At 66.9% G+C, this 19,776-nt stretch carries 19 protein-coding genes; 5 read left to right on the top strand and 14 right to left on the bottom strand.

Annotation, left to right across the window (positions count from 1 at the left end):
- Positions 1-12 precede the first annotated feature (12 nt).
- Positions 13-2,352 (bottom strand): xanthine dehydrogenase family protein molybdopterin-binding subunit, encoded by a 2,340-nt coding sequence (locus RIC54_RS02120; RefSeq protein ID WP_350095496.1) that lies wholly within the window; start codon positions 2,350-2,352, stop codon positions 13-15.
- 242 nt (positions 2,353-2,594) lie between these two features.
- Here RIC54_RS02120 and RIC54_RS02125 point away from each other — a divergent pair, with 242 nt between their 5' ends.
- From RIC54_RS02125 to RIC54_RS02140, 4 genes are all read left to right on the top strand, one after another.
- Positions 2,595-3,062, top strand: coding sequence for a CYTH domain-containing protein (locus RIC54_RS02125; protein ID WP_350095499.1), 468 nt, complete (start codon positions 2,595-2,597; stop codon positions 3,060-3,062).
- 77 nt (positions 3,063-3,139) lie between these two features.
- Positions 3,140-4,639 (top strand): M81 family metallopeptidase, encoded by a 1,500-nt coding sequence (locus tag RIC54_RS02130; protein WP_350095502.1) that lies wholly within the window; start codon positions 3,140-3,142, stop codon positions 4,637-4,639.
- A gap of 24 nt (positions 4,640-4,663) precedes the next feature.
- Positions 4,664-5,575, top strand: a complete 912-nt coding sequence (locus RIC54_RS02135; RefSeq protein ID WP_350095505.1) for a DMT family transporter — start codon at positions 4,664-4,666, stop codon at positions 5,573-5,575.
- Positions 5,576-5,696: 121 nt separating this feature from the next.
- Complete coding sequence (locus tag RIC54_RS02140; protein WP_350095508.1) at positions 5,697-6,404, top strand: SDR family oxidoreductase; 708 nt, start codon at positions 5,697-5,699, stop codon at positions 6,402-6,404.
- Positions 6,405-6,424: 20 nt separating this feature from the next.
- On the opposite strand, the gene RIC54_RS02145 is transcribed toward RIC54_RS02140, so the two are convergent.
- The 8 genes from RIC54_RS02145 to RIC54_RS02180 all read right to left on the bottom strand — a co-directional run bounded on the left by RIC54_RS02145 (position 6,425) and on the right by RIC54_RS02180 (position 14,004).
- Positions 6,425-7,675 (bottom strand): M20/M25/M40 family metallo-hydrolase, encoded by a 1,251-nt coding sequence (locus RIC54_RS02145; protein WP_350095511.1) that lies wholly within the window; start codon positions 7,673-7,675, stop codon positions 6,425-6,427.
- Positions 7,676-7,687: 12 nt separating this feature from the next.
- The gene (locus RIC54_RS02150) at positions 7,688-8,506 is read right to left on the bottom strand and encodes a GNAT family N-acetyltransferase (protein WP_350095514.1); all 819 of its coding nucleotides are present in this window, start codon (positions 8,504-8,506) and stop codon (positions 7,688-7,690) included.
- Positions 8,507-8,532: 26 nt separating this feature from the next.
- A complete protein-coding gene (gene puuE, locus RIC54_RS02155) occupies positions 8,533-9,441 on the bottom strand; it encodes an allantoinase PuuE (protein WP_502990164.1) in 909 nt (302 codons plus the stop codon).
- Between the two features lie 72 nt (positions 9,442-9,513).
- A complete protein-coding gene (locus RIC54_RS02160) occupies positions 9,514-10,431 on the bottom strand; it encodes a polysaccharide deacetylase family protein (RefSeq protein WP_350095517.1) in 918 nt (305 codons plus the stop codon).
- The gene (locus RIC54_RS02165) at positions 10,428-11,105 is read right to left on the bottom strand and encodes an aspartate/glutamate racemase family protein (protein WP_350095520.1); all 678 of its coding nucleotides are present in this window, start codon (positions 11,103-11,105) and stop codon (positions 10,428-10,430) included. The genes RIC54_RS02160 and RIC54_RS02165 overlap by 4 nt, the downstream gene beginning before the upstream one ends.
- Positions 11,102-12,409: a TRAP transporter large permease gene (locus RIC54_RS02170; RefSeq protein WP_350095523.1), complete on the bottom strand. Its 1,308-nt coding sequence runs from the start codon at positions 12,407-12,409 to the stop codon at positions 11,102-11,104. The genes RIC54_RS02165 and RIC54_RS02170 overlap by 4 nt, the downstream gene beginning before the upstream one ends.
- Positions 12,409-12,954 (bottom strand): TRAP transporter small permease, encoded by a 546-nt coding sequence (locus RIC54_RS02175; protein WP_350095526.1) that lies wholly within the window; start codon positions 12,952-12,954, stop codon positions 12,409-12,411. The genes RIC54_RS02170 and RIC54_RS02175 overlap by 1 nt, the downstream gene beginning before the upstream one ends.
- A gap of 69 nt (positions 12,955-13,023) precedes the next feature.
- Complete coding sequence (locus RIC54_RS02180; RefSeq protein ID WP_350150468.1) at positions 13,024-14,004, bottom strand: TRAP transporter substrate-binding protein; 981 nt, start codon at positions 14,002-14,004, stop codon at positions 13,024-13,026.
- A gap of 299 nt (positions 14,005-14,303) precedes the next feature.
- On the opposite strand from RIC54_RS02180, the gene msrQ reads away from it, so the two are divergent.
- Entirely contained in the window at positions 14,304-15,191 is an 888-nt protein-coding gene (gene msrQ, locus RIC54_RS02185; protein WP_350095532.1) for a protein-methionine-sulfoxide reductase heme-binding subunit MsrQ, read from the top strand.
- A 1-nt stretch (position 15,192) separates the two neighbouring features.
- On the opposite strand, the gene upp is transcribed toward msrQ, so the two are convergent.
- From upp to RIC54_RS02210, 5 genes are all read right to left on the bottom strand, one after another.
- Positions 15,193-15,828 (bottom strand): uracil phosphoribosyltransferase, encoded by a 636-nt coding sequence (upp, locus tag RIC54_RS02190; RefSeq protein ID WP_350095535.1) that lies wholly within the window; start codon positions 15,826-15,828, stop codon positions 15,193-15,195.
- Positions 15,829-15,927: 99 nt separating this feature from the next.
- Complete coding sequence (locus tag RIC54_RS02195) at positions 15,928-16,584, bottom strand: TetR/AcrR family transcriptional regulator (RefSeq protein ID WP_350095538.1); 657 nt, start codon at positions 16,582-16,584, stop codon at positions 15,928-15,930.
- An 87-nt stretch (positions 16,585-16,671) separates the two neighbouring features.
- Positions 16,672-17,754 carry an NAD(P)H-dependent flavin oxidoreductase gene (locus tag RIC54_RS02200; protein ID WP_350095541.1) on the bottom strand — a complete coding sequence of 361 codons (1,083 nt, stop codon included), beginning with the start codon at positions 17,752-17,754 and terminating at the stop codon, positions 16,672-16,674.
- A gap of 113 nt (positions 17,755-17,867) precedes the next feature.
- Positions 17,868-18,752 carry a LysR substrate-binding domain-containing protein gene (locus tag RIC54_RS02205; RefSeq protein ID WP_350095544.1) on the bottom strand — a complete coding sequence of 295 codons (885 nt, stop codon included), beginning with the start codon at positions 18,750-18,752 and terminating at the stop codon, positions 17,868-17,870.
- A gap of 49 nt (positions 18,753-18,801) precedes the next feature.
- Positions 18,802-19,713, bottom strand: a complete 912-nt coding sequence (locus RIC54_RS02210; protein ID WP_350095547.1) for a LysR substrate-binding domain-containing protein — start codon at positions 19,711-19,713, stop codon at positions 18,802-18,804.
- Positions 19,714-19,776 lie beyond the last annotated feature (63 nt).

The following is a 19,776-nucleotide window of genomic DNA, read 5'->3' on the forward strand; positions in this document are numbered from 1 at the left end:
TAGCTTATTTGTTCACGCTGCCTGCTTCGCCTTGGCGTCCTGGATCGCCTGCCAGATCACCAGCGGGGTCGCCGGCATGTCGATGTGGGTCAGGCCGGTGGTCTCCTGCAACGCGTTGACCAGGGCCGAGATCAACGCCGGCGGGGCGCCGATCGCGCCCGCCTCGCCCGACCCCTTGATGCCGAGCGGGTTGGTGGTGCAGCGCACGTTGTGGACGTTGAAATCGAACATCGGTACGTCGACCGCCCGCGGCAGGGTGTAGTCCATGAACGATCCGGTCACCAGCTGGCCGGAGCCGTCCTCGTACACCGTGTGCTCCTGCATCGCCTGACCGAAGCCCTGGACGATGCCGCCATGGACCTGGCCGGCCAGCAGCGCCGGGTTGATGGTCTCGCCGAAGTCGTCGACGATCGTGTAGCGCTCGATCGCCAGCTCGCCGGTATCCGGGTCGACCTCGACCTCGCAGATGTGGCAGCCGTTCGGATAGGTCGCGGCTTCCGGCACCCGCTCGTGGATCTCGTCAAGGCCGGGAGCCATGCCGTCGTCGAGGTTCGACATCTCCTTCGAGGCCCTGGCCACCTCCTCGATGGTCATGTGCTTGTCGGTGCCGGCGACGGTGAACACGCCGTCGGCGAACTCGATGTCGGCGGACGCCGCCTCCATGGCGTTGGCCGCGATCTTGCGGGCCTTCTCGACGATCTGCCGGCCGGCCAGCAGCACGGCCGCTCCGCCGACCGGGACCGAACGCGAACCGCCGGTCATGCCGACCGGCACCTCATCGGTGTCGCCCTGGATCACCTTCACCTTGTCGCCGTCGATGCCGATGGTGTCGGACAGGATCTGGGCGTAGGCAGTCTCGTGGCCCTGGCCGTTCGACTGGGTGCCGATGCGGATCTCGACCCGGCCATCATCGGTGAAGCGCACGTCGGCGGTCTCAGGATTGCCGCCGCCGCACTTCTCGATGTAATAGCCCATGCCGATGCCGCGCAGCTTGCCGCGCTTCTTCGCCTCGTCCTGGCGCGGCTTGAAGCCGGCCCAGTCGGCGCGCTGCATCGCCTCTTCCATCAGGGTCCGGAACTCGCCGGTGTCGTACACGTTGCCGAGCGGCGTGGTGTAGGGCATCGCCTCGGGCGGGATGAAGTTGCGCCGCCGCACCTCGTCCGGGGTCAAACCCATCTCGTGGCCGACACAGTCGACCACCCGCTCGATCAGATATGCCGCTTCCGGCCGGCCGGCGCCACGATAGGCGTCGGTCGGGGTGGTGTTGTTCAGTACGCCCTTCACGTTCACGTAGATATGCGGGACCGTGTAGACGCCCGACAGCATGTGGGTGCCCGCGGCGGTCGGGATGAACGCGCTGAAGTGGCTGAGATAGCCGCCCAGCGCGGCGTAGGTGGTTACCCGCAGAGCCTGAATCACGCCGTTGGAATCGACGGCCGCCTCGGCGTAGGAAACGTTGTCGCGGCCCTGGATGTCGCTGACGAACGCCTCGGATCGTTCCGGCAGGTACTTTACCGCCCGCTTCAGCTTGCGCGAGGCCCAGGTGCACAGCGCCTGCTCGGGGTACAGGAAGATCTTCATGCCGAAGCCGCCACCGACGTCGGAGGTGCGGCAGCGCAGCTTGGCCGGCTCGATCTTCAGCACCGCCTCGGCCAGCATGGTCTGAAACACATGCGGGCCCTGGGTCGACGACCACAGGGTCGAGCGGTCGGTCGCCGGATCGTACTCGGCGACCACCGGGCGGACCTCCATGGAATTGACCACGACGCGGTTGTTCACCACCCGCACCTTCACGGACCTGTGGGCCTTGGCAAAGGCGGCATCGACCGCTGCCTTGTCGCCGTCCTCCCAGTCGAAGGCGAGGTTGTTGGGGATGTGGTCGTACAACTGAGGGGCACCATCGGCGATCGCGCCCTCGGTGTCGACGGTGGCTTCCAGCTCGTCGAACTCGACCTCGATCAGTTCGGCGGCGTCGCGGGCCTGCACCTGGGTCTCAGCAACCACGAGCGCGATCGGATCGCCTACGTGGCGGACCTTGACCTTGGCCAGAATCGGCCGCGGCGTGTCGGCGCGCGGGCTGCCGTCCTTGTTGTTGGCCGGCGGCACACAGGGCAGGTCGCCAAGACCGTCCGCCGCAACGTCAGCTCCGGTGTAGACCGCAATGACACCCGGCGCCGCGCTGGCCGCCTCGATATCAATGCTCCTGATCACCGCGTGCGCCACCGGCGAGCGCAGGATCGCCGCCCGGGCGGCGCCCTCGACCTCGATATCATCCGTGTACCGCCCGGCGCCCGTCAGCAGCCGGTTGTCTTCCACGCGGTGCACACCTTGGCCGATTGCGAACTTCACCATGTCGCTGTCTCCGCTTGCGCGATGATGTGGGGCTCCTTCGAGCGACGGCGTGAGGCAGGCTGCACGCCCGAACGCTTGAGGACGAACTCGTCTTTAACCATTCTAAAGCGGAATCGTCCGAAGGCCACCCCTCGTATCGCAGCGCACCATTGCCGGAACGGAACGCGCCGAGGGTGATGACGGGCGCCGCCGGGTGCAGTATCACGGGTCGCACGCTCGCTCCTGTTGAAAGGCGCAACCCAATGCCGGCCGAAATCGAGCGCAAGTATCTGGTAACCGGTTCCGAGTGGAGCGACGCTAGCGCTCCGTCGGTTCAGATCCGCCAAGCGTACATCGCCAACACACCGCTGGCGTCCGTACGGGTGCGAATCAAGGGTACGACGTCGGCTTTCCTCACGATAAAGGGCGCCGACGCAGCGCTGTCACGCGCCGAGGTGGAAACCGCGATCACCGTCGCCCAGGCCGAAGAACTGCTGACGATGCGTCAGGGCGCGGTGATCGAGAAATCCCGGTTCCGCGTGCCATTCGGCGGCCTGATGTGGGAGATCGACGTGTTCGAGGGCGAGAACGCCGGATTGATCATCGCCGAGGTCGAGGTGCCGACCGCCGACCACGCAGTCGAGTTGCCGCCGTGGGTTGGCCAGGAGGTCACCGGCGACGCCCGCTACTACAACGCCAATCTGGCGAGCGACCCGATCCGAGGAGCGTGACGACCGGGTCGCGGCGGGCTTATGCTCGCCGGACCCACCTCTTCGACCCCTCGCCTTGCACAGCTCTGGAGGATCCGATGCGCGTCGTCATGGCCATGATGCAGCATGAAACCAACACCTTCTCCACCGTCCCGACCCCGCTCGCCCGGTTCTCGCGCGGCAACGCCAAGCCGGTCCCGCTCGAAGGTCAGGCAGCGATCGACGCGTTCCGCAACACCGGCACCGCACTCGGCGCGTTCATCGAGTTGGCCGAGGCCGAGGGCCTGGAGATGGTCGTACCAATGGCGGCCAGCGCCTGGCCGAGCGGCCCGGTGGAGGACGCCGCCTATACCTACATGACCGACCGCATCTGCGCCGCGGTCGAACAGGGCTGCGACGCCATCCTGCTGCACCTGCACGGCGCCATGGTCACCGAATCGCTTGAGGACGGCGAAGGCGCGCTGCTGGCCCGGGTCCGCGCGCTGGCGCCGAACACCCCGATCGGCGTCGCCCTCGACATGCACACCAATCTCTATCCGGCGATCGTCGACAGCGCCGACGTAGTCGCCGGCTACCAGACCTACCCGCACATCGACGTCTACGAGACCGGAATCCGCGCGGCCAAGCCGATCCTGGCCATGCTGAAAGGCAAGGCCAAGCCGACCATGGCCTGGGGCAACCGGCCGATGTTGCCCCACGTGATGCGCCAGGGGACCGACGACTTCCCGAACAGCGCGATCCAGGCGCTGTGCGCGAAGATGGAGGCCGACGGCGCGCTGTGTGCCACCTTCTTCACCGGCTTCCCGCACGCCGACATCGAGCTTGCCGGGTCCAGCGCGGTGGTCGTCACCGACGGCGACCAGAGCAAAGCCGACGCCCTGTGCCGCGAGATCCTCGATCTCGCCTGGAAGCACCGCGCCGAATTCGTCTACGAGATCGAGCCGCTGGACGAATCGCTGGCCCGGGCCAAGACGATGACCGAGGGCCCGATCGTGCTGCTCGACCACTACGACAACGCCGCCTCCGGCGGGTCGATGGACAGCATGACCGTGCTGAAGGGCATCCTGGAAGCGGGACTCGACAACGTCGCGGCCTTCGCGGTCTGCGACCCCGAGGCGGTCACGGCCATGGCAAGAGCCGGGGTCGGCGAGACGGTGACCCTGTCGCTGGGCGGCAAGACCGACATGCCCTCGATCGGCCGCAAGGGTGAGCCCCTGGAAGTGACCGGCCGGGTGCGGCTGATTTCCGACGGGCGGTTCCGCAACATCGGGCCGATGAGCCGCGGCGTGCTGAACGACATGGGGCCGACCGCGGTGCTGGACACCGGCAAGGTCGAGATCGTCGTGGTCTCGACCCAGCAGGAACCGAATGACTACGCCTGCTTCCAGAGCCTCGGTATCGATCCGACCGCCAAGCGCTACCTGATGCTGAAGAGCCGGGTGCACTGGCGGGCCGGCTTCAAGCCGATCGCCCGACAGATCGTCGACTGCGCTGGAGTCGGTGTGTGCACCTCCGACTACTCCATGCTCGACTTCAAGAACGTACGCCGTCCTATCTATCCGTTGGACGAGGACCTGCAGCCGACGTCCACGGCGTAGCCGCCTGAGCAAAGGCCATTTGCATTGACCGACTCCACCGCCACGGCGCCCACCGACGGTCGCACCCCGATTCTCGCCGTCGCCCTGCTGGCGATGATCGCGGTGCTGTGGGGCTTCAATTGGCCGATCATGAAGATCGGCCTGGCGGAGATCCCGCCCTGGGTCTTCCGGGCCGGCGCCAGCATCGTGTCGTGCGCCGGGCTGTTCCTGATCTCGGCGGTTGCCGGCCACTCGCTGCGGGTGCCGCCGGGACAGTGGCGGGCGGTGATCCTCGGCGGAATCCTGAACATCACTTTCTTCAACATCTTCGTGGCGTACGGGGTCACGGCGATGGACGCCGGGCGCGCCGGCATCATCGGCTACACCATGCCGCTGTGGGCGACGCTGATCGGCACGGTGGTGCTGAAGGAGCGCCTGGGACCCCGCGCGATCGCCGGCCTGACGGTGGGATTGATCGGCATGGCGCTGTTGTTCTCGGTCGATGCGGCCGTGCTCACCGGTTCGGCGCTCGGCCCGCTGCTGGTGCTTGCCGGGGCCGCCTCCTGGGGTGCAGGCACCGTGGTGATCAAGCACGCCCGCCTGACCATGCCGATCACCGTCGCCGTGGCGTGGCAGCACCTGATCGGCGTGGTTCCGATCGCCATCGTGGCGGTCGCCTGGGACTGGCAGCACGTCGGCGAATGGAGCCTCTGGCCGGTGATGGCGCTGCTCTACAACATGCTGATCACCGGAATCATCTGCTACTGGGCGTACTTCAAGGTCGTTCAGATGCTGCCGGTCGTGGCGTCCACGGTCGGTACGCTGATGGTGCCGGTGATCGGGGTGTTCGCGAACCAGGTGATCTTCGGCGTAACGCCGCATCTGGTCGACTACGTCGCGCTGATCTGCGTCGCGGTCGCGGTGTTCTTGGTGGTGGTGCGACCGCGCCAGAGCTAGCTGCCGGTCATCGGGCCGGTGGCCGGGAATGTTGCAGCGCAAACCGGTCGTTTCTGGTTTGACAGATCTCCATGTGCCGTGACTTTCATGATTGTCCGTACCGACTGAAGCCGGAGGTCACATGACCCGTTTCGCTCACTCAATCGTCGCCATCTCCGGTGCGGCCGGCAATCTCGGTCGAGCGGTCGCCACCCGGTTTGCCGCGGAGGGCGCCTCGCTGGTCTTGCTTGACCGCGACTCTCCGAGCCTCTCCGAGCTGGAAAAGTCCCTGCCCGGGACGCATCTCGTCGTTCCGGTCGACCTGACCGACCGCGCCGCGGTAAGGGGCGCGATCGACACCGCCGGCGACCGTCTAGGGACCATCAGTGTCGCCTGCGCTCTGGCCGGTGGATTCGCCATGGGACCTGCCGCGCATGAAACCTCGGCCGCGGACTGGGATCGGATGCACACGCTGAACCTCGGCACGCTGACCCCACTGCTGGCAGCGGTAACGCCGTCGATGATTGCCGCCCGATCCGGCAAGATCGTGACGGTCGGTGCCCACGCAGCGCTCAAGGGCGTGCCCGGCATGGCCGCCTATTGCGCCGCGAAGTCAGCCGTGATGCGAGTGACGGAGAGTGCTGCCGCCGAACTTCGCGGCCATGGCATCAACGTGAACTGCGTCCTGCCGACCGTTCTGGACACGCCGGCCAACCGCGAGGCGATGCCAGACGTCGAACCGACGAAATGGGTCAGTCCGGCACAGCTGGCCGCCGTCGTGGCGTTCCTGGCGTCCGATGATGCCAGCGCGATACACGGCGCTCTGCTGCCGGTAACCAGCCTGTCCTGAACCGACCGGCCGGGCGCTGATCAGGGCGTCGCCAGGACTTCCGCCACCGCCAGGGCGACCACTTCGGTAGCGACCCTCAGGTCGGACAGCACCAGCCGCTCGTCCGCGCGGTGGCCGTTGGCGTCCAGGAAGGTGCGCGGCCCGGCGCCGTAGCCGATGGTCGGCACGCCAGCTTCGGCGTACAGCCGGGCGTCGGTGTACAGCGGCACGCCCTCGACCGGAACCTCCTCGCCGAGCAGTCGCCGTGCGTGGTGCTGCACCGGGTCGATCAGCCTCTCCGCTCCATCCAGGCGGCGCAGCGGCGACGCCAGCAGCACCCGATTGATTTCGACATTGATCCCCGCTCGCCCGGCGACCGCCGCCTCGATCACGGCCCGAAGGCCGGCCTCGACCGCCGCCGGGTCTTCCTCCGGCGTCATCCGCCGGTCGAGCCGGACCGTGCAGCGATCCGGCACAACGTTGGTGTTGATGCCGCCGTTGACCAGGCCGACCGTCAGGTTCGGATGGCCGATCCCGGGGATCTTCGATACCCGCTGTGGAAAGTCGCGCCGCTCGGCGTACAGGGCCTGCAGCACCGCGGTCATCGCCTCGATCGCATCCGCACCCTCATCCGGCTTCGCGGCGTGGGCCGACCGGCCGCGAACCGTCACCTCCAGGTGCAGGCAGCCATTGTGGGCTGTCACCACCGCGTGGCTGAACCCGGCGCTGATCGCGTAGTCCGGTTGACTCAGCCCCTGGCCAAGGATCCACGCCGGGCCGATTCCGCCACCGGTCTCCTCGTCATAGGTCAGGTGCAGTTCGACCGTCCCGGACAACCGGCCGGCAATCGCCTCAAGTGCCAGAAGCGCGAAGGCGTAGGTCGCGAAGTCGGACTTCGAGACGGCAACGCCACGGCCGTACATCACCCCGTCGATCACTTCGCCGCCATACGGGTCATGCGTCCAGCCGTCGCCCGGCGGCACCACGTCGCCATGAGCGTTCAGCGCGACGACGGGGCCGTCGCCGAACCGCCGGCGCACAATCAGATTGGTGCACGAGACCATCCCGGCGGTGCGCACCACCTCGGCCGGCACCGCATGGCGCTCTACCGTGAAACCCAGCTCTTCCAGCAGACCGGCCGTAACCTCGGCGTGGGACGAGCAGTCTCCCGGCGGATTGTCGGACGGCTGCCGGACCAGGGCGCGCAGGAACCCGACCTGTTTGGTCCAGCCGGCATCGATCGCCTCGGCAATAGGCCCGATGACGGCATCGGAGGGACGGCTGGCAGGCATGCGATGACTTCCTTATCCAAGCTCGAATGTGGTGACGCCGAACAGCTTCGACAGCGGCAGCTCCGGCGCCCGCCCCCGGTACATGCGGGCGGTCTCGAACACCGGCGTCAGACCATAGCGGCGCGCGAGCGCAACCGCATCGGCATTCGGTTCCGGCGTGTCCAGGGCAACCGTCACGCCGGGCATCGAGGCGACCAGCTGCCGGAACAACAGGTCGGCACGATCGGCATCGTCGGCGAACAGCGGGCCGATCTTGGCGCCGTCCCGGCATGCCCGCACCACCCCGTACCCAGTGATGCGGCCCTCCTCCAGCAGCGTCCAGCCGGTGCGGGTATCGCCGTTCAGCCAGCACTGCAGGAACTTGTCCCGCGGCGCCGGAAAGAACGGCCGGTCGTAGGCAATCACCGCATCCGTCAGCGCCGGACCAATGCGAACCAGCCTGCCGTCGTCCGGCTTCTCCACCGCCGGCAGACCGCTCTGGCGAATGTTGCGGTACGCGAATTCGAAGCCGGACCTGCGGTAATTGTCCTGCTGGTCGACCACCCCGTCCAGGCCAACCACCCGGTCGCCCAGGCGTGCCATGCCGGCCTGCCAAAGCCGGTAGCCGATGCCACGCCCGCGAAGATCCGGCCGGCAGATGTAGAAACCGAGAAAGCCGAACGAGGCGCCGTAGCTGATGACCGAGATGGCCGCTGCCGGCTCGCCGTCGAGGAATGCCATCAGGAAACCGCCCGCGTCCTCGGCGCGGAAACACGCCGCGTCGGCGAGACCCGGGTTCCAGCCTTCCGCAGCGGCCCAGTCGACGGCGAGGTCGACCTCTGCTGCGGTCATCGAACGAATCTGGATTGAATCCGCCATCATGTGGGCCTGTGGTGGGTGTGCCAGTGCCGGGCGATGTCGATCCGCCGGCAGATCCAGACGTCGTCGAAGCCGGCAGCGTAGTCGAGGAACCGCGCAAGCGCCGCCGTCCGGCCCGGACGGCCGACCAGCCGGCAATGCAGGCCGACGTTCATCATCTTCGGCGTCTCGGCACCCTCTGCACGCAACACGTCGAAACTGTCCTTCAGGTAGCTGAAGAACTGGTCACCGCTATTGAAGCCCTGGGCTGTGGCGAACCGCATGTCATTGGCGTCCAACGTGTACGGGATCACCAGATGCGGCCCCTTCGGCCCGACGACCCAGTACGGCAGGTCGTCGGCGTAGCTGTCGCTGTCGTAGAGGAAGCCGCCCTCGTCCATGACCAACTGCCGGGTCTGCGGGCTGATCCTGCCGGTGTACCAGCCAAGCGGCCGGCTGCCGGTGGCCTCGGTGTGCAGGCGGATCGCCTCGTGCAGTTGGCGCCGCTCTTCGTCGACCGGCATGTCCTGATAGTCGATCCAGCGCAAGGCGTGGCTGGCGATCTCCCAGTCGGCCTCCTTCATGGCGGCTACCGCCTCGGGGTTGCGCACCAGCGCCGCCGTCACCCCGTAGACGGTGACCGGCAGCTTGCGTGACGTGAACGTACGCCACAGCCGCCAGAACCCGGCGCGCGATCCGTACTCATAGATCGATTCCATGTTCATGTTGCGCTTGCCGACCAGTGGCTGGGCGCCGACGATCTCCGACAGGAACGCCTCAGACGCCGGATCGCCGTCAAGGATGGTGTTCTCGGCGCCCTCCTCGTAGTTGATCACGAACTGCAGGGCGAGCTTGGCGCCGTTCGGCCACGCCGCCTGGGGCGGGGTGCGGCCGTAGCCGATCATGTCGCGGGGATAGTCCGGATTCACGTTTCGATCTCCTTGAGCGCAGACACCTTGGCGGTGCGCCTGCTCCTGTCGATCATCCGCACCGTGGCGGGGTTAGTCCACACCCCTCCATTCCGGCAAGCCGTTCAGCGAACGCCAGTGATGCGCAATGGCGTCGCGGCGGGTCACCCAGATCTGTCCGCGCTTTCGGATGTGAGCCATGACCATCTCCAGACCGGCAATGCGCGCCGGCCGGCCGATGATCCGCAGATGCAGGCCGATCGACATCATGGACGGGCCGCGGCGGCCGGCCTCCTCCCACAACCAGTCGATGGCGTCGATGCAGTAGCGCGCGAAATCGTCGGCGTGGGTGAAGCCACCTTGGCGCTGAAAACGCATGTCGTTGGTGTCGAAGGCGTAGGGCAGAACCACGTGCGGCCGATCACCGACCGGGAGGATGAACGGCAGGTCGTCGTTGTAGTGGTCGCTGTCGTATAGGAAGCCCCCCTCCTCGACCAGCAGGCGCCGCGTGTTCGGGCTCGGCGCCGACCGGGTGTGCCAACCCACGGGCCGCACCCCGGCCGAATCGCGTATGGCTGATACCGCCCGGTCGATCACGGATTTCTCATGCACCTCATCCATTCCGGCGTGCCGTTCCCACCGGTAGGAATGGCAGGAGATCTCGTGGCCGCGAGCGCGTGCATCCGGGCCGAGCCAGGGCGACAGCTCCAGCGCCCGGGCGCAGCAGTTCATGGTCGCCGGCATGTCGTAGCGATCGAACAGTTCCATGATCCGCCAATAGCCGGCGCGGGTACCGTAGTCGAAATGGCTGTCCTTGCAGGGGTCGGGAGCGCCAGTGACCTCCTCGACCACCTCGTAGACCGCCTCGTTGCGCTCGTCGCCGAGGCTGACCGACAGCTCGGCGCCCTCCTCGACATTGATCACGAACGAGAGGGCCAGCCGCGCATCGGCCGGCCAGTTCGGATCGGGTCGCTGATCGCCATAACCCAGGAGATCACGCCCGCCGGTCACGCTGCGTCACCGCGCGACAGGGCCGCCACCATGCGCCGCACGGCAGCCGGCACCGGTTCGATCAACGGCACAGGGGAGGTCGGCGCCAGTGTCCGCGCGGCGTCGGCCAGCGGCCCGCCGCCGACCACCACCGCCTCGGCGCCATCGTCGCGCACCGTGCGTCGGATCAGTTCGTCCAGCGCCGCGACCAGTCGATCGGCATCGGCCATGAGGGTTTGCGGATCCTCGGTCGTGCCCGGGATCGCCACCAGACGTTCGGTCAGGCCAAGAGCGGTTGCGTAGCGGCGTACGCAGTCGATCAGGCCGGGCGTGGTCATCAGCACCGCGAACCGCCCGATCGCCGCCGCTTCGCGCATCGAGGACTCGCCGATGCCCACGACCGGCACACCCAGCCGCTGCCGCATGTGGTCGATGCCCGGATCGACGAACGCCGACAGGATCACCCCGTCGCCGTGATCCGTGGTGCGGTTGGAATCATCGATCACCGCCCGCGTCGCCAATGCGCTCCCGGAATCGTCGACGATCAATCGCGGCGACGCCGCCGTGGTCGACCCGTCGATCCGCAGCCAGTCCGGTGCCGCCGCCCGCGCGGCGACCAGCATGCGTTCGGTCGCCCGACTGTCCGAGTTCGGGTTGATCAGCCTGATCGACCGCCGTTCTGTCGCATCCGTCATCGTGAACTCACCATCCACTCGACCGGCCACAGCACGAGCTGCGGGAACACCGTGATAACCACAATGCCCAACAGCATCAGGAAGAAGAACGGCATGGCCGCGCGGGTGACCTGCAGGATGTCGCGCCCGGTCATGCCTTGGAGGACGAACAGGTTGAATCCGACCGGCGGCGTTATCTGCGCCATCTCCACGACGATCACCGTGAAGATGCCGAACCACACCAGGTCGATGCCCGCCGCCTGCACCATCGGCAGCACCACCGCGGCGGTCAGCACCATCATCGACACGCCATCAAGGAAGCAGCCGAGGAAGATGTACAGAATCGTCAGCACGACAAGCAGCATCGTCGGTGAAAGGTCGAACGAATCCACGTAGCCCGCCAGCACCCGTGGTACGCCGGTGAAGCCCATGGCGATCGACAGGAACGCCGCGCCACCCAGGATGAAGGCGATCATGCAGGAGGTGCGGACCGCGCCCATCAGGCTTTCCATGAACGAGCCCCAGGTGAGCGACTTCGACACCCAGGCCAACACCAGGGCTCCGAGCACCCCGATGGTCGCCGCCTCGGTCGGCGTTGCATACCCGCCGTAGATCGACCCGATCACCACGAAGATCAGCAGGATCACCGGGATCAGCAGGCGCGACGCCCACACCTTCTCCCGGAAACTGACTCGTACGTCGTCCTTGGGCGCCAACGACGGATCGAGCGTCGTGCGGATCATCACGTAACCCATGAAGATCGCGATGATCACAATGCCCGGCAGCACGCCGGCAATGAACATGCGCGATATCGACTGCTGGGCGATGACGCCATAGACGATCAGCATGATCGACGGCGGTATCAGCAGGCCCAGCGTGCCGGAACCGGCGAGCGTGCCGATCGACAGGCCTTCATCGTACCCGCGCTTCTTCAGCTCGGGAATGCTCATCCGGCCGACGGTGGCGCAGGTGACCGCACTCGATCCGGCCACTGCCGCCATCACGCCGCACCCGATGATGTTCACATGGAACAGCCCGCCCGGCAGCCGCGCCAGCCAAGGTGCCAGACCGTTGAACATGTCGGACGACAGCCTCGTTCTGAACAGAATCTCGCCCATCCACACGAACAGCGGCAGCGCGGTCAGTGCCCAGTTCCAGCTGGCATCCCACACGGTGCTGGCCAGCAGCGACCCCGCCGGCGCCGGCGAGAAGAACTCCAGCGCCACGAAGCCCACGGCCAGCAGGGCGGGAGCCACCCACAACCCGCTCGCCAGCAGCACCAGCATGACGCCGAACAGCAGAAGGGAAATTGCGCCGGCGTCCATCACGAGCCTCCCGCCGGCGCACCGGCATCCGACGGCGTGTTGCCCAACACGGTCTCGGCGTTGGCCTCATAGGACGGCGTCGCACCGGACAACACCCGCACGAATTCGTCGAGCAGTGCCACCGTCAGGATGAACGAGCCGACCGCCATGGCGGAACGTGGAATCCAGAACGGCACCGCCAACAGGCCGGGGCTGATCTCATGGAAAACGTAGGAGTAGTAGACAAGGTCGCCGGCCCAGTAGGTGAAGTAGGCCATCGCGGCGAACATGAAACCGATCGTCCAGAGCTCGACCCCCTGACGAACCCGCCCCTTGGACAGGCCGATCAGCAGGTTCACACGGATATGCGCACCCTGCTTGAAGGTGTGCGCCAGTCCCAGAAACGTCGCAGCAGCCATGCTGAACCCGGCGCTTTCGGTCGAGTCGACCGCAACGCCGAAGAACCGGCCGACGATCTGGGCCACCACCGTGGCGGCGATCGCCACCAGGAACACCGCGGCCGCATAGCCGCTCCACAGATAGAGAGTATCAAGCGCGCGTCGCACGGGCCGCCTCGGTGCTGGAATGTGAAAGAACCCCGGCCGCCGTTCGGCGGCCGGGTACGTTTCATGCGATCACTGCAGTGCGAGGTAGCGGTCGAGGACCGCGGCCGCTTCCGGGCTCGCGGTCTTGCGCCAATCGTCCATCATCACCGCACCGATCTTCTTCATGGCATCGATGACCTGCGGCGGCGCGTTCGACGTGGTCATGCCGTTCTTCGCCAGGATCTTCATCTGGTCGGAGGTGGTCTGCGCGCTCATCTCCCAGCCGCGAAGCTCGGCCTTCGCCGCGGCCGCCAGGATTCCGGCCTTGTCGGCATCCGACAGCGCCGAGAAGTAGCGTTCGCTGACGATCACCGCGTTCTTCGACAGGATGGCACCGGCATAGGTGAAATGGCTGGTGTTATCCCACGCCTGGATGTCGATGCCGGTCTGCGGGCTGGTGAACAGCGCCTCGATCAAGCCGGTCGAGAACGCCTGCGGCACCTCGGCAAACGGCAGGATGGTGGCGTTGAACCCGAGCATCTCGCCCATCTTCTGGGTAGCGATCGAGTAGATCCGCAGCTTCTTGGCCTTGAAGTCCTCGGTCGAGTTCACCGGGAACTTCGTGTAGAAGCCCTGCCCCGGCCATGGCGCGTAGTACAGAATCCGCATGCCGTCCTTGGCGAACTTGTCGGCAAAGTAACTTTTCTGAAGGTCTTTCAGCAGCCAGGCTTCGGCATAGTTCGAGGCGATGAACGGCAGCCCCGCGAGGATGTACATCGGATCCTCGTTGCCGTAGACGCCGAGCCTCAACTCCCCGATCGGCACATGACCGCGCTGTACCGCCGTCTTGATGGCGTCGAGCTTGATCAGCGAGTCATTCGAATTGAGATTGATCTTGACGCTGGTGGTCTTCCCCACTTCGTCGATGAAAGCCCGGATATTCTTGGTATGGAAGTTGTCCTCCGAATACCCCGAAGCCATGATCCAGTCGACCGCCAGCGCCGGTCCGCTCGCCAGCGCGAGCGTGGCGCCCACGACGGCGGACGCCACTGTGTTGCGTGTCCAAGCCATCCCCGAAATCCTCCTGCATTGATGCGCCCGTCCGGCTCCCCCGACCAATCGGTTGAAGAAGCGGACCGCTTGATGCCCGCCTGCGCGGACCCGCTACATTAGCAAGATCGAGTCCATCAGGCACACCCCTGGGAATCCCGCGGTCTGTCGCCACTCCAGGTCGACCCGGTGCACAGTTCGCCATTTTGCAGTGCACAATACGCGGGCATGACGCAGGTTGACTGGCGGTTTTGCGGGCGGATCGAAACCTCAGGCATCGAGCGTGCATTGCAATGACGGAACAACACCAGGGAGCCGGCATGCCAACAGCGACCAGCACGATCCGCCCGGGCGGGCCAAGGCGATCCTCATGGCGCGTCTACCTGCCGTGGACCGATGGCGCCGGCCGGTTCTCCTTCCTCGTGCTCGTCGTTTTCCTGGCGTTGCTGACGCCCGCCGCGCTGCTGGCCCTCGACGCTGCGACCGGCCAGCTCGGCCCGCGCCCCTGGAATCTCGCGATCCATCGGGTGGGCTGGTGGACAGTCATGTTCCTGATGGCGTCGCTGGCCGTCACCCCACTGCGCCGGGCTTTGCGCTGGAACGGCTTGATCGGCGTGCGACGGATGATCGGCGTCGCCGCGTTCACCGCCGCCATGCTTCATCTAGTGCTCTATGCCGGAGAACAGGCGTGGGATCTGCTGAAGGTGTCCAGCGAGATCGTGCTGCGGATCTACCTGGCGATCGGCCTTGCCGCGCTGCTGGGACTCGGCGCGCTCGCCGCGACGTCAACCGACGGCATGGTGCGTCGGCTCGGCGGCAAGCGCTGGCAGCTTCTGCACCGGTTGACCTATCCGATCGCGGTACTGGCGCTCGTTCACTTCTTCATGCAGATCAAGGCGGACATCACCCAACCGATCCTGTTCAGCGGGCTGCTCGTCTGGCTGATGGCGTACCGCCTGTGGCGCAGCCGGATCGGCGACCCTGGCATCCCGGGGCTGGTCGCCTTGGCGGTCGCTGCGGGAGTGCTCACCGCGCTGGGCGAAACGGTCGGCATCGCCTGGGTTTACCGCGCGCCGGCCTGGAGCGTCGTCCAGGCACACTTCGATACTGCCATCGGCATCCGACCGGCCTGGTGGGTGCTGGCTGCGGGTCTCGCCGTCGCGGCCGCCGCCGCGTTCCGCCGGCAGCCGCGTCGCGTGATCGCCTGACCTACTTGGTGCCGTACATCCGGTCGCCGGCATCGCCGAGGCCCGGCAGGATGTAGCCGTGGTCGTTCAACTGACGATCCACGGCCGCGGTATAGATCGGAACGTCGGGGTGAGCCGCGTTGAATGCGGCAATCCCCTCCGGCGCCGCCAGCAGGCAGACGAACTTGATGCGCGTCGCCCCGGCGTCCTTCAGGCGCTGCACGGCGGCGGCGGCTGAGTTGCCGGTCGCCAGCATCGGGTCGACCGCAATGCACAGCCGGTCGCCGATCTGTTCCGGCAGCTTCATGTAGTACTCGACCGGCTTCAGCGACTTCGGATCGCGGTACAGTCCGACGTGCCCGACCCGGGCCGACGGAACCAGGTCCAGCATTCCATCCAGCAGGCCGTTTCCGGCGCGCAGGATCGACACGAAGCACAGCTTCTTGCCCTCCAGTTTCGGCGCCATCATCGTCTCGAGCGGGGTCTGAATCTCGATCATCGAGACCTCGAGGTCGCGCAGGACCTCATAGGCCAGCAGCAGGCTGATTTCCTGCAGCAACTGGCGGAACTTCGACGTTGCCGTCGTCGCCTCGCGCATGATCGTCAGCTTGTGGCGGATCAGCGGATGATCGACGACAACCGTGTTGGGGTGCGTCATGAGCACGGCCTCTCTCAGTCGGAACAGCGTGCCGTCGCCGGCCGGTACCGGCAAACGGTCTTGGCCCGCCCTTTAGCACACGGACCGCCGATCAGGTGGTCAAATCTGACGCGCCGGTGCCACCGCCGCGGATGACGGGACCGGCACCCCCAGCCCCCTTAGGATGATCGCCGTCACCGTCTCAACGGCATCGCGGAATTCGCCGTCGTCCAGCCGGTCGACGCCCAGGACCGCCGTGACCTGGGGTGCGAAATCGGCATAGGTCTGGGTCACTGCCCAGATCGTGAAGAACACATGCTCCGGCGGGAGGTCCGCCATCATGCCGCGGCGCTGCCAGGTGCGGAACACCGCGCCCTGCCGCTCCACCCACTCGCGCAGATAGCCCTGCAGGTACGCCCCGATCACCGGAGCGCCGGTGATCACCTCCATGGCGAACACCCGCGAGGCTTCCGGCCGCTCCTTCGACAGCGCCATCTTGCGTTCGATGTAGCCGGTCAGCGCTTGCGCGGGGTCGTCATCGACCTTGATCTCACCCAACGCGCCGAGCCAGACATCCAGGATGTCGGCGATCACCGCCTGGTACAGTGCTTCCTTGGTCTTGAAGTAGTAGAGCAGGTTGGCCTTTGGCAGGGCCACCTCCTCGGCGATCTCGTCCAGCCGGGCGCCGCGATAGCCGCGGCGCGCGAACACGCGTTCCGCGGCCGACAGGATCTCCCGGCGATTGCGTTCGCCAACCCGCCCACGACGCCGGGTCACAGAGACGGTCTTTGCAGGGAGGTCGGAGGCGGGCGCTTCGCTCATGCCCACAGAATAGGCAGCGAACCCGGTCGCCGATACCCCCGATCAGCGCGCCGCGGTTCGCGCCAGCGCCGTATCGGTCTCTGCCACCAGAACTGTCATCAAGTCCGACGCCGTCATCCGGCGCGCCATCCGGACACCCTGCCCGGCCCACAGCGACAGATAGTCGGCCTTGCCCTGCTTGCCCGCCGCCGTGCGCATCGGACGCGTCAGGGTGTTCTGCAGAGGGAACGCCAGGATATCGTCGCCGCTGGCGCCTGCCTCCACCGTTTCCATGAACCGGTTGACGATACCGCGTGCCGGCCGACCGGAGAACGCCCGGGTCACCCGGGTCCGGCTCTCCGTCGCGGCGTGGATCGCCGCCTTGTAGGCATCGGGAACCCCGGCCTCGCCGCACGTCAGGAACGCCGTTCCCATCTGGACAGCTTCCGCACCGAGCACCAGCGATGCCGCAATGCCTCGGCCGTCCATGATCCCGCCCGACGCGATGACCGGGATCGACACCGCATCCAGCACTTGCGGCACCAACGCCATGGTGCCGACCACGCCGGCCGTCAGGTCACCCAGGAACGTGCCGCGGTGCCCGCCCGCCTCACCGCCTTGGGCCACGATCGCGTCGACACCGGAGTGCTCCAGGGCGACCGCCTCGTCGACCGTCGTCGCGGTGCCGATCAGCATCATCCCCTTAGCCTTGACCGCCTGAACCGCAAAGGCCGGCAGCACGCCGAGGGTGAAACTGAACGCCGAAGCGCCGGACTCCAGGGCCGCCGCCAATCGGTCCTCGAACGGATCGACCGCCGGCACCGGCGGGCTCGGTGCTTCCAGGCCAAGCTCGGCGAAGAACGGCGCAACCCGCTCCACAGCCCGGCGCGGATCGATCGGCGGTTCAGAAACCGGCTGCGGCGCGAACAGGTTGACGCCGAACCGCCGGTTGGTTTTGGCCCGGATCGCCCGGCCGGCTTCGACGATCTGGTCAGGCGCCAGATAGGCGCCACCGAAGAAGCCCATGCCGCCGGCCTGGGAGACGGCCGCCACCAGGTCCGGCGTGTCACCGCCACCGGCCATCGGTGCCTGGATGATCGGGTGGTCCAGCCCAAGGCTGTCCATCAGAGGAGTTCGAAAAGGCATCGTCCTGCTCCCTTCGCGCAATGCGGCGCACCAGGGTCAAAAGCTAGTCTCACCGCAACATCGGGAAAAATGAAACATAGAGATGCCATTCATCTTAAAATGAGATGTCTTTGTCATTCCGCCGCGGCTGCATGGATGCCCGGCCGGACCTGGTCCAGGAAAGCGCCGAGTGCGCTGGACCGCCTGGCGTCCCTGCGTCGGATGAACACGGTCTCGACCCGGCTTTCGGCCGGCGGCAGGTCGTGCACGGCGACCCGGCCATCCCGCCAGACCGGACCGATCAGGCTGCGCGGCAACAGCGTCACGCCCAGCCCCGCAGCCACCGCCCCGAATACCGCCTCCAGCGTTCCGAACTCCATCATCCGGTAGTCGACCAGACCGCGGGCCGCCAGGACCGCTTCCAGCCGCTGGCGGTATGAACAGCCGGCACGCAGCACCACGATCCGTAGACCGGTACGGCCGGAAAGCGCACCCAGCGACGGCACGGCCGGTCCGGTCAGCACGGCAAGGTCCTCGTGGAACACGACCTCCTCATCGATCTCCGGGTGCTCGACCGGACCGCACACGAACGCGCCCTCGACCCGGCGCTGCATTACGTCGTCGACGAGTTCCGCCGTCGTACCGGGCCTCAGCGTCAGGTCGACGTCAGGATAGGCGGCGACGTAGGACGCCAGCACCGGCGACAGCCGGAGGGCCGCCGTGGTCTCGAGCGAGCCAATGACCAGCGGACCGCGCGGCGTGCCGTCGTCGCGCACCGCCGCGATCGCTTCGGCGAGCAATGCGACTACCCGATGCGCGTAGGGCAGCAACCGTTGGCCGGCATCCGTAAGCGTGACGCCGCGGCTGTGCCGCTGGAACAGCGGCTCGCCCAAACCCGCCTCAAGCGTCCTGATCCGCGCGGTGACATTGGACTGCACGGTGTTCAATTCGATCGCAGCGCGGCTGATGCCACCCAGGCGGGCCACCGCCTCGAACATGCGCAGATCCGATGCGTCCATGACATCCTCCATCACTCGCAGCGATGGATTATGCCGAAAGGGACTGCCTTCAGGAATACCGTGTCGATGACCCCTCGGCAGCGGCGCGTTCCAGCAGCCAGGTACGAACCAGGTCCGCCCCGGCCTGCCCGTCGCCCGCCGCCGAAGGCAACAGCCAATACGCCGGCCCGCTGATCGCAAATCCCGGAAGCGGCGACACCAGTTGGCCCTCTCGCATCTCGTCCTCGGTCAGCACGCTGCTCTCCAGCACGATACCCAGCCCCTTAGCCGCCGCCTCGATCGCGACATCGGACGGATCGAGTTCCATCGCCGCCGCGCCCGTGCGCTCGAAGTCGATCCCCTGCCGACGGAACCAGGTCCGCCACGTCAGCGCATTGCCGCGGGTGCCGATCAGCGGGCGGGACAGCAGGTCGGTTGGGCCGTGGATGCCGTCGGCCAGCGGTGGTGCGCACAGCGGCTGGATGGTCTCGTCGAGCAAGCGGGTCGCCCGGGTGCTCCAGGCGCGCGCATCGCCATAGACAATGGCGAGGTCGACGCCCGGAGTATTCGGCCGCTGGTCCTTGTCGGCGTTCACCCGAATGTCGATCCCGGGATGCGCCGCCAGCAGGGCCGGCAGCCGCGGCAGCAGCCAGCGGCTCGCGAACGACGGTGGGGTCTGGAGCCGGACGACCTGTAGCATCCGGCCGCTGCGGCGGCGTCGCGTCGCGTCCACCGCCCGCTTCAACAACTCGAAGCCGTCGCGAATTCCTGTGAACAGGTTCCCGCCGTCCTGCGACAGCGTCACCCCGCGCCCGACCCGCTCGAACAGGTCCACTCCCAGAGCCGCTTCCAGCGCCCGAACCTGGTGGCTGACCGCCGATGGGGTCAGGCCGAGTTCGTCGGCCGCCGCCCGGAAACTGCCCAGCCGAGCCGATGCCTCGAACACCACGAGCGCGCGGAGCGGCAGGTTCGATCCCAGCATGCGATTCCCCGGCTGTGCACTCCATTCAGAATGATGAATCCATTTCACCTGTCCAGAGAGTTC

This window comes from Thalassobaculum sp. (assembly GCF_040219215.1).
Taxonomy (GTDB): Bacteria; Pseudomonadota; Alphaproteobacteria; order Thalassobaculales; family Thalassobaculaceae; genus Thalassobaculum_A.

Coding starts and splice junctions, on each gene's coding strand:
- RIC54_RS02205 (WP_350095544.1), bottom strand. CDS start 18,752: ATGGACGCATCGGATCTGCGCATGTTCGAGGCGGTGGCCCGCCTGGGT.
- RIC54_RS02165 (WP_350095520.1), bottom strand. CDS start 11,105: ATGACGGATGCGACAGAACGGCGGTCGATCAGGCTGATCAACCCGAAC.
- RIC54_RS02180 (WP_350150468.1), bottom strand. CDS start 14,004: ATGGCTTGGACACGCAACACAGTGGCGTCCGCCGTCGTGGGCGCCACG.
- msrQ (WP_350095532.1), top strand. CDS start 14,304: ATGCCAACAGCGACCAGCACGATCCGCCCGGGCGGGCCAAGGCGATCC.
- RIC54_RS02120 (WP_350095496.1), bottom strand. CDS start 2,352: ATGGTGAAGTTCGCAATCGGCCAAGGTGTGCACCGCGTGGAAGACAAC.
- RIC54_RS02210 (WP_350095547.1), bottom strand. CDS start 19,713: ATGCTGGGATCGAACCTGCCGCTCCGCGCGCTCGTGGTGTTCGAGGCA.
- RIC54_RS02170 (WP_350095523.1), bottom strand. CDS start 12,409: ATGGACGCCGGCGCAATTTCCCTTCTGCTGTTCGGCGTCATGCTGGTG.
- RIC54_RS02145 (WP_350095511.1), bottom strand. CDS start 7,675: ATGCCTGCCAGCCGTCCCTCCGATGCCGTCATCGGGCCTATTGCCGAG.
- RIC54_RS02125 (WP_350095499.1), top strand. CDS start 2,595: ATGCCGGCCGAAATCGAGCGCAAGTATCTGGTAACCGGTTCCGAGTGG.
- RIC54_RS02140 (WP_350095508.1), top strand. CDS start 5,697: ATGACCCGTTTCGCTCACTCAATCGTCGCCATCTCCGGTGCGGCCGGC.
- RIC54_RS02130 (WP_350095502.1), top strand. CDS start 3,140: ATGCGCGTCGTCATGGCCATGATGCAGCATGAAACCAACACCTTCTCC.
- RIC54_RS02150 (WP_350095514.1), bottom strand. CDS start 8,506: ATGACCGCAGCAGAGGTCGACCTCGCCGTCGACTGGGCCGCTGCGGAA.
- upp (WP_350095535.1), bottom strand. CDS start 15,828: ATGACGCACCCCAACACGGTTGTCGTCGATCATCCGCTGATCCGCCAC.
- RIC54_RS02200 (WP_350095541.1), bottom strand. CDS start 17,754: ATGCCTTTTCGAACTCCTCTGATGGACAGCCTTGGGCTGGACCACCCG.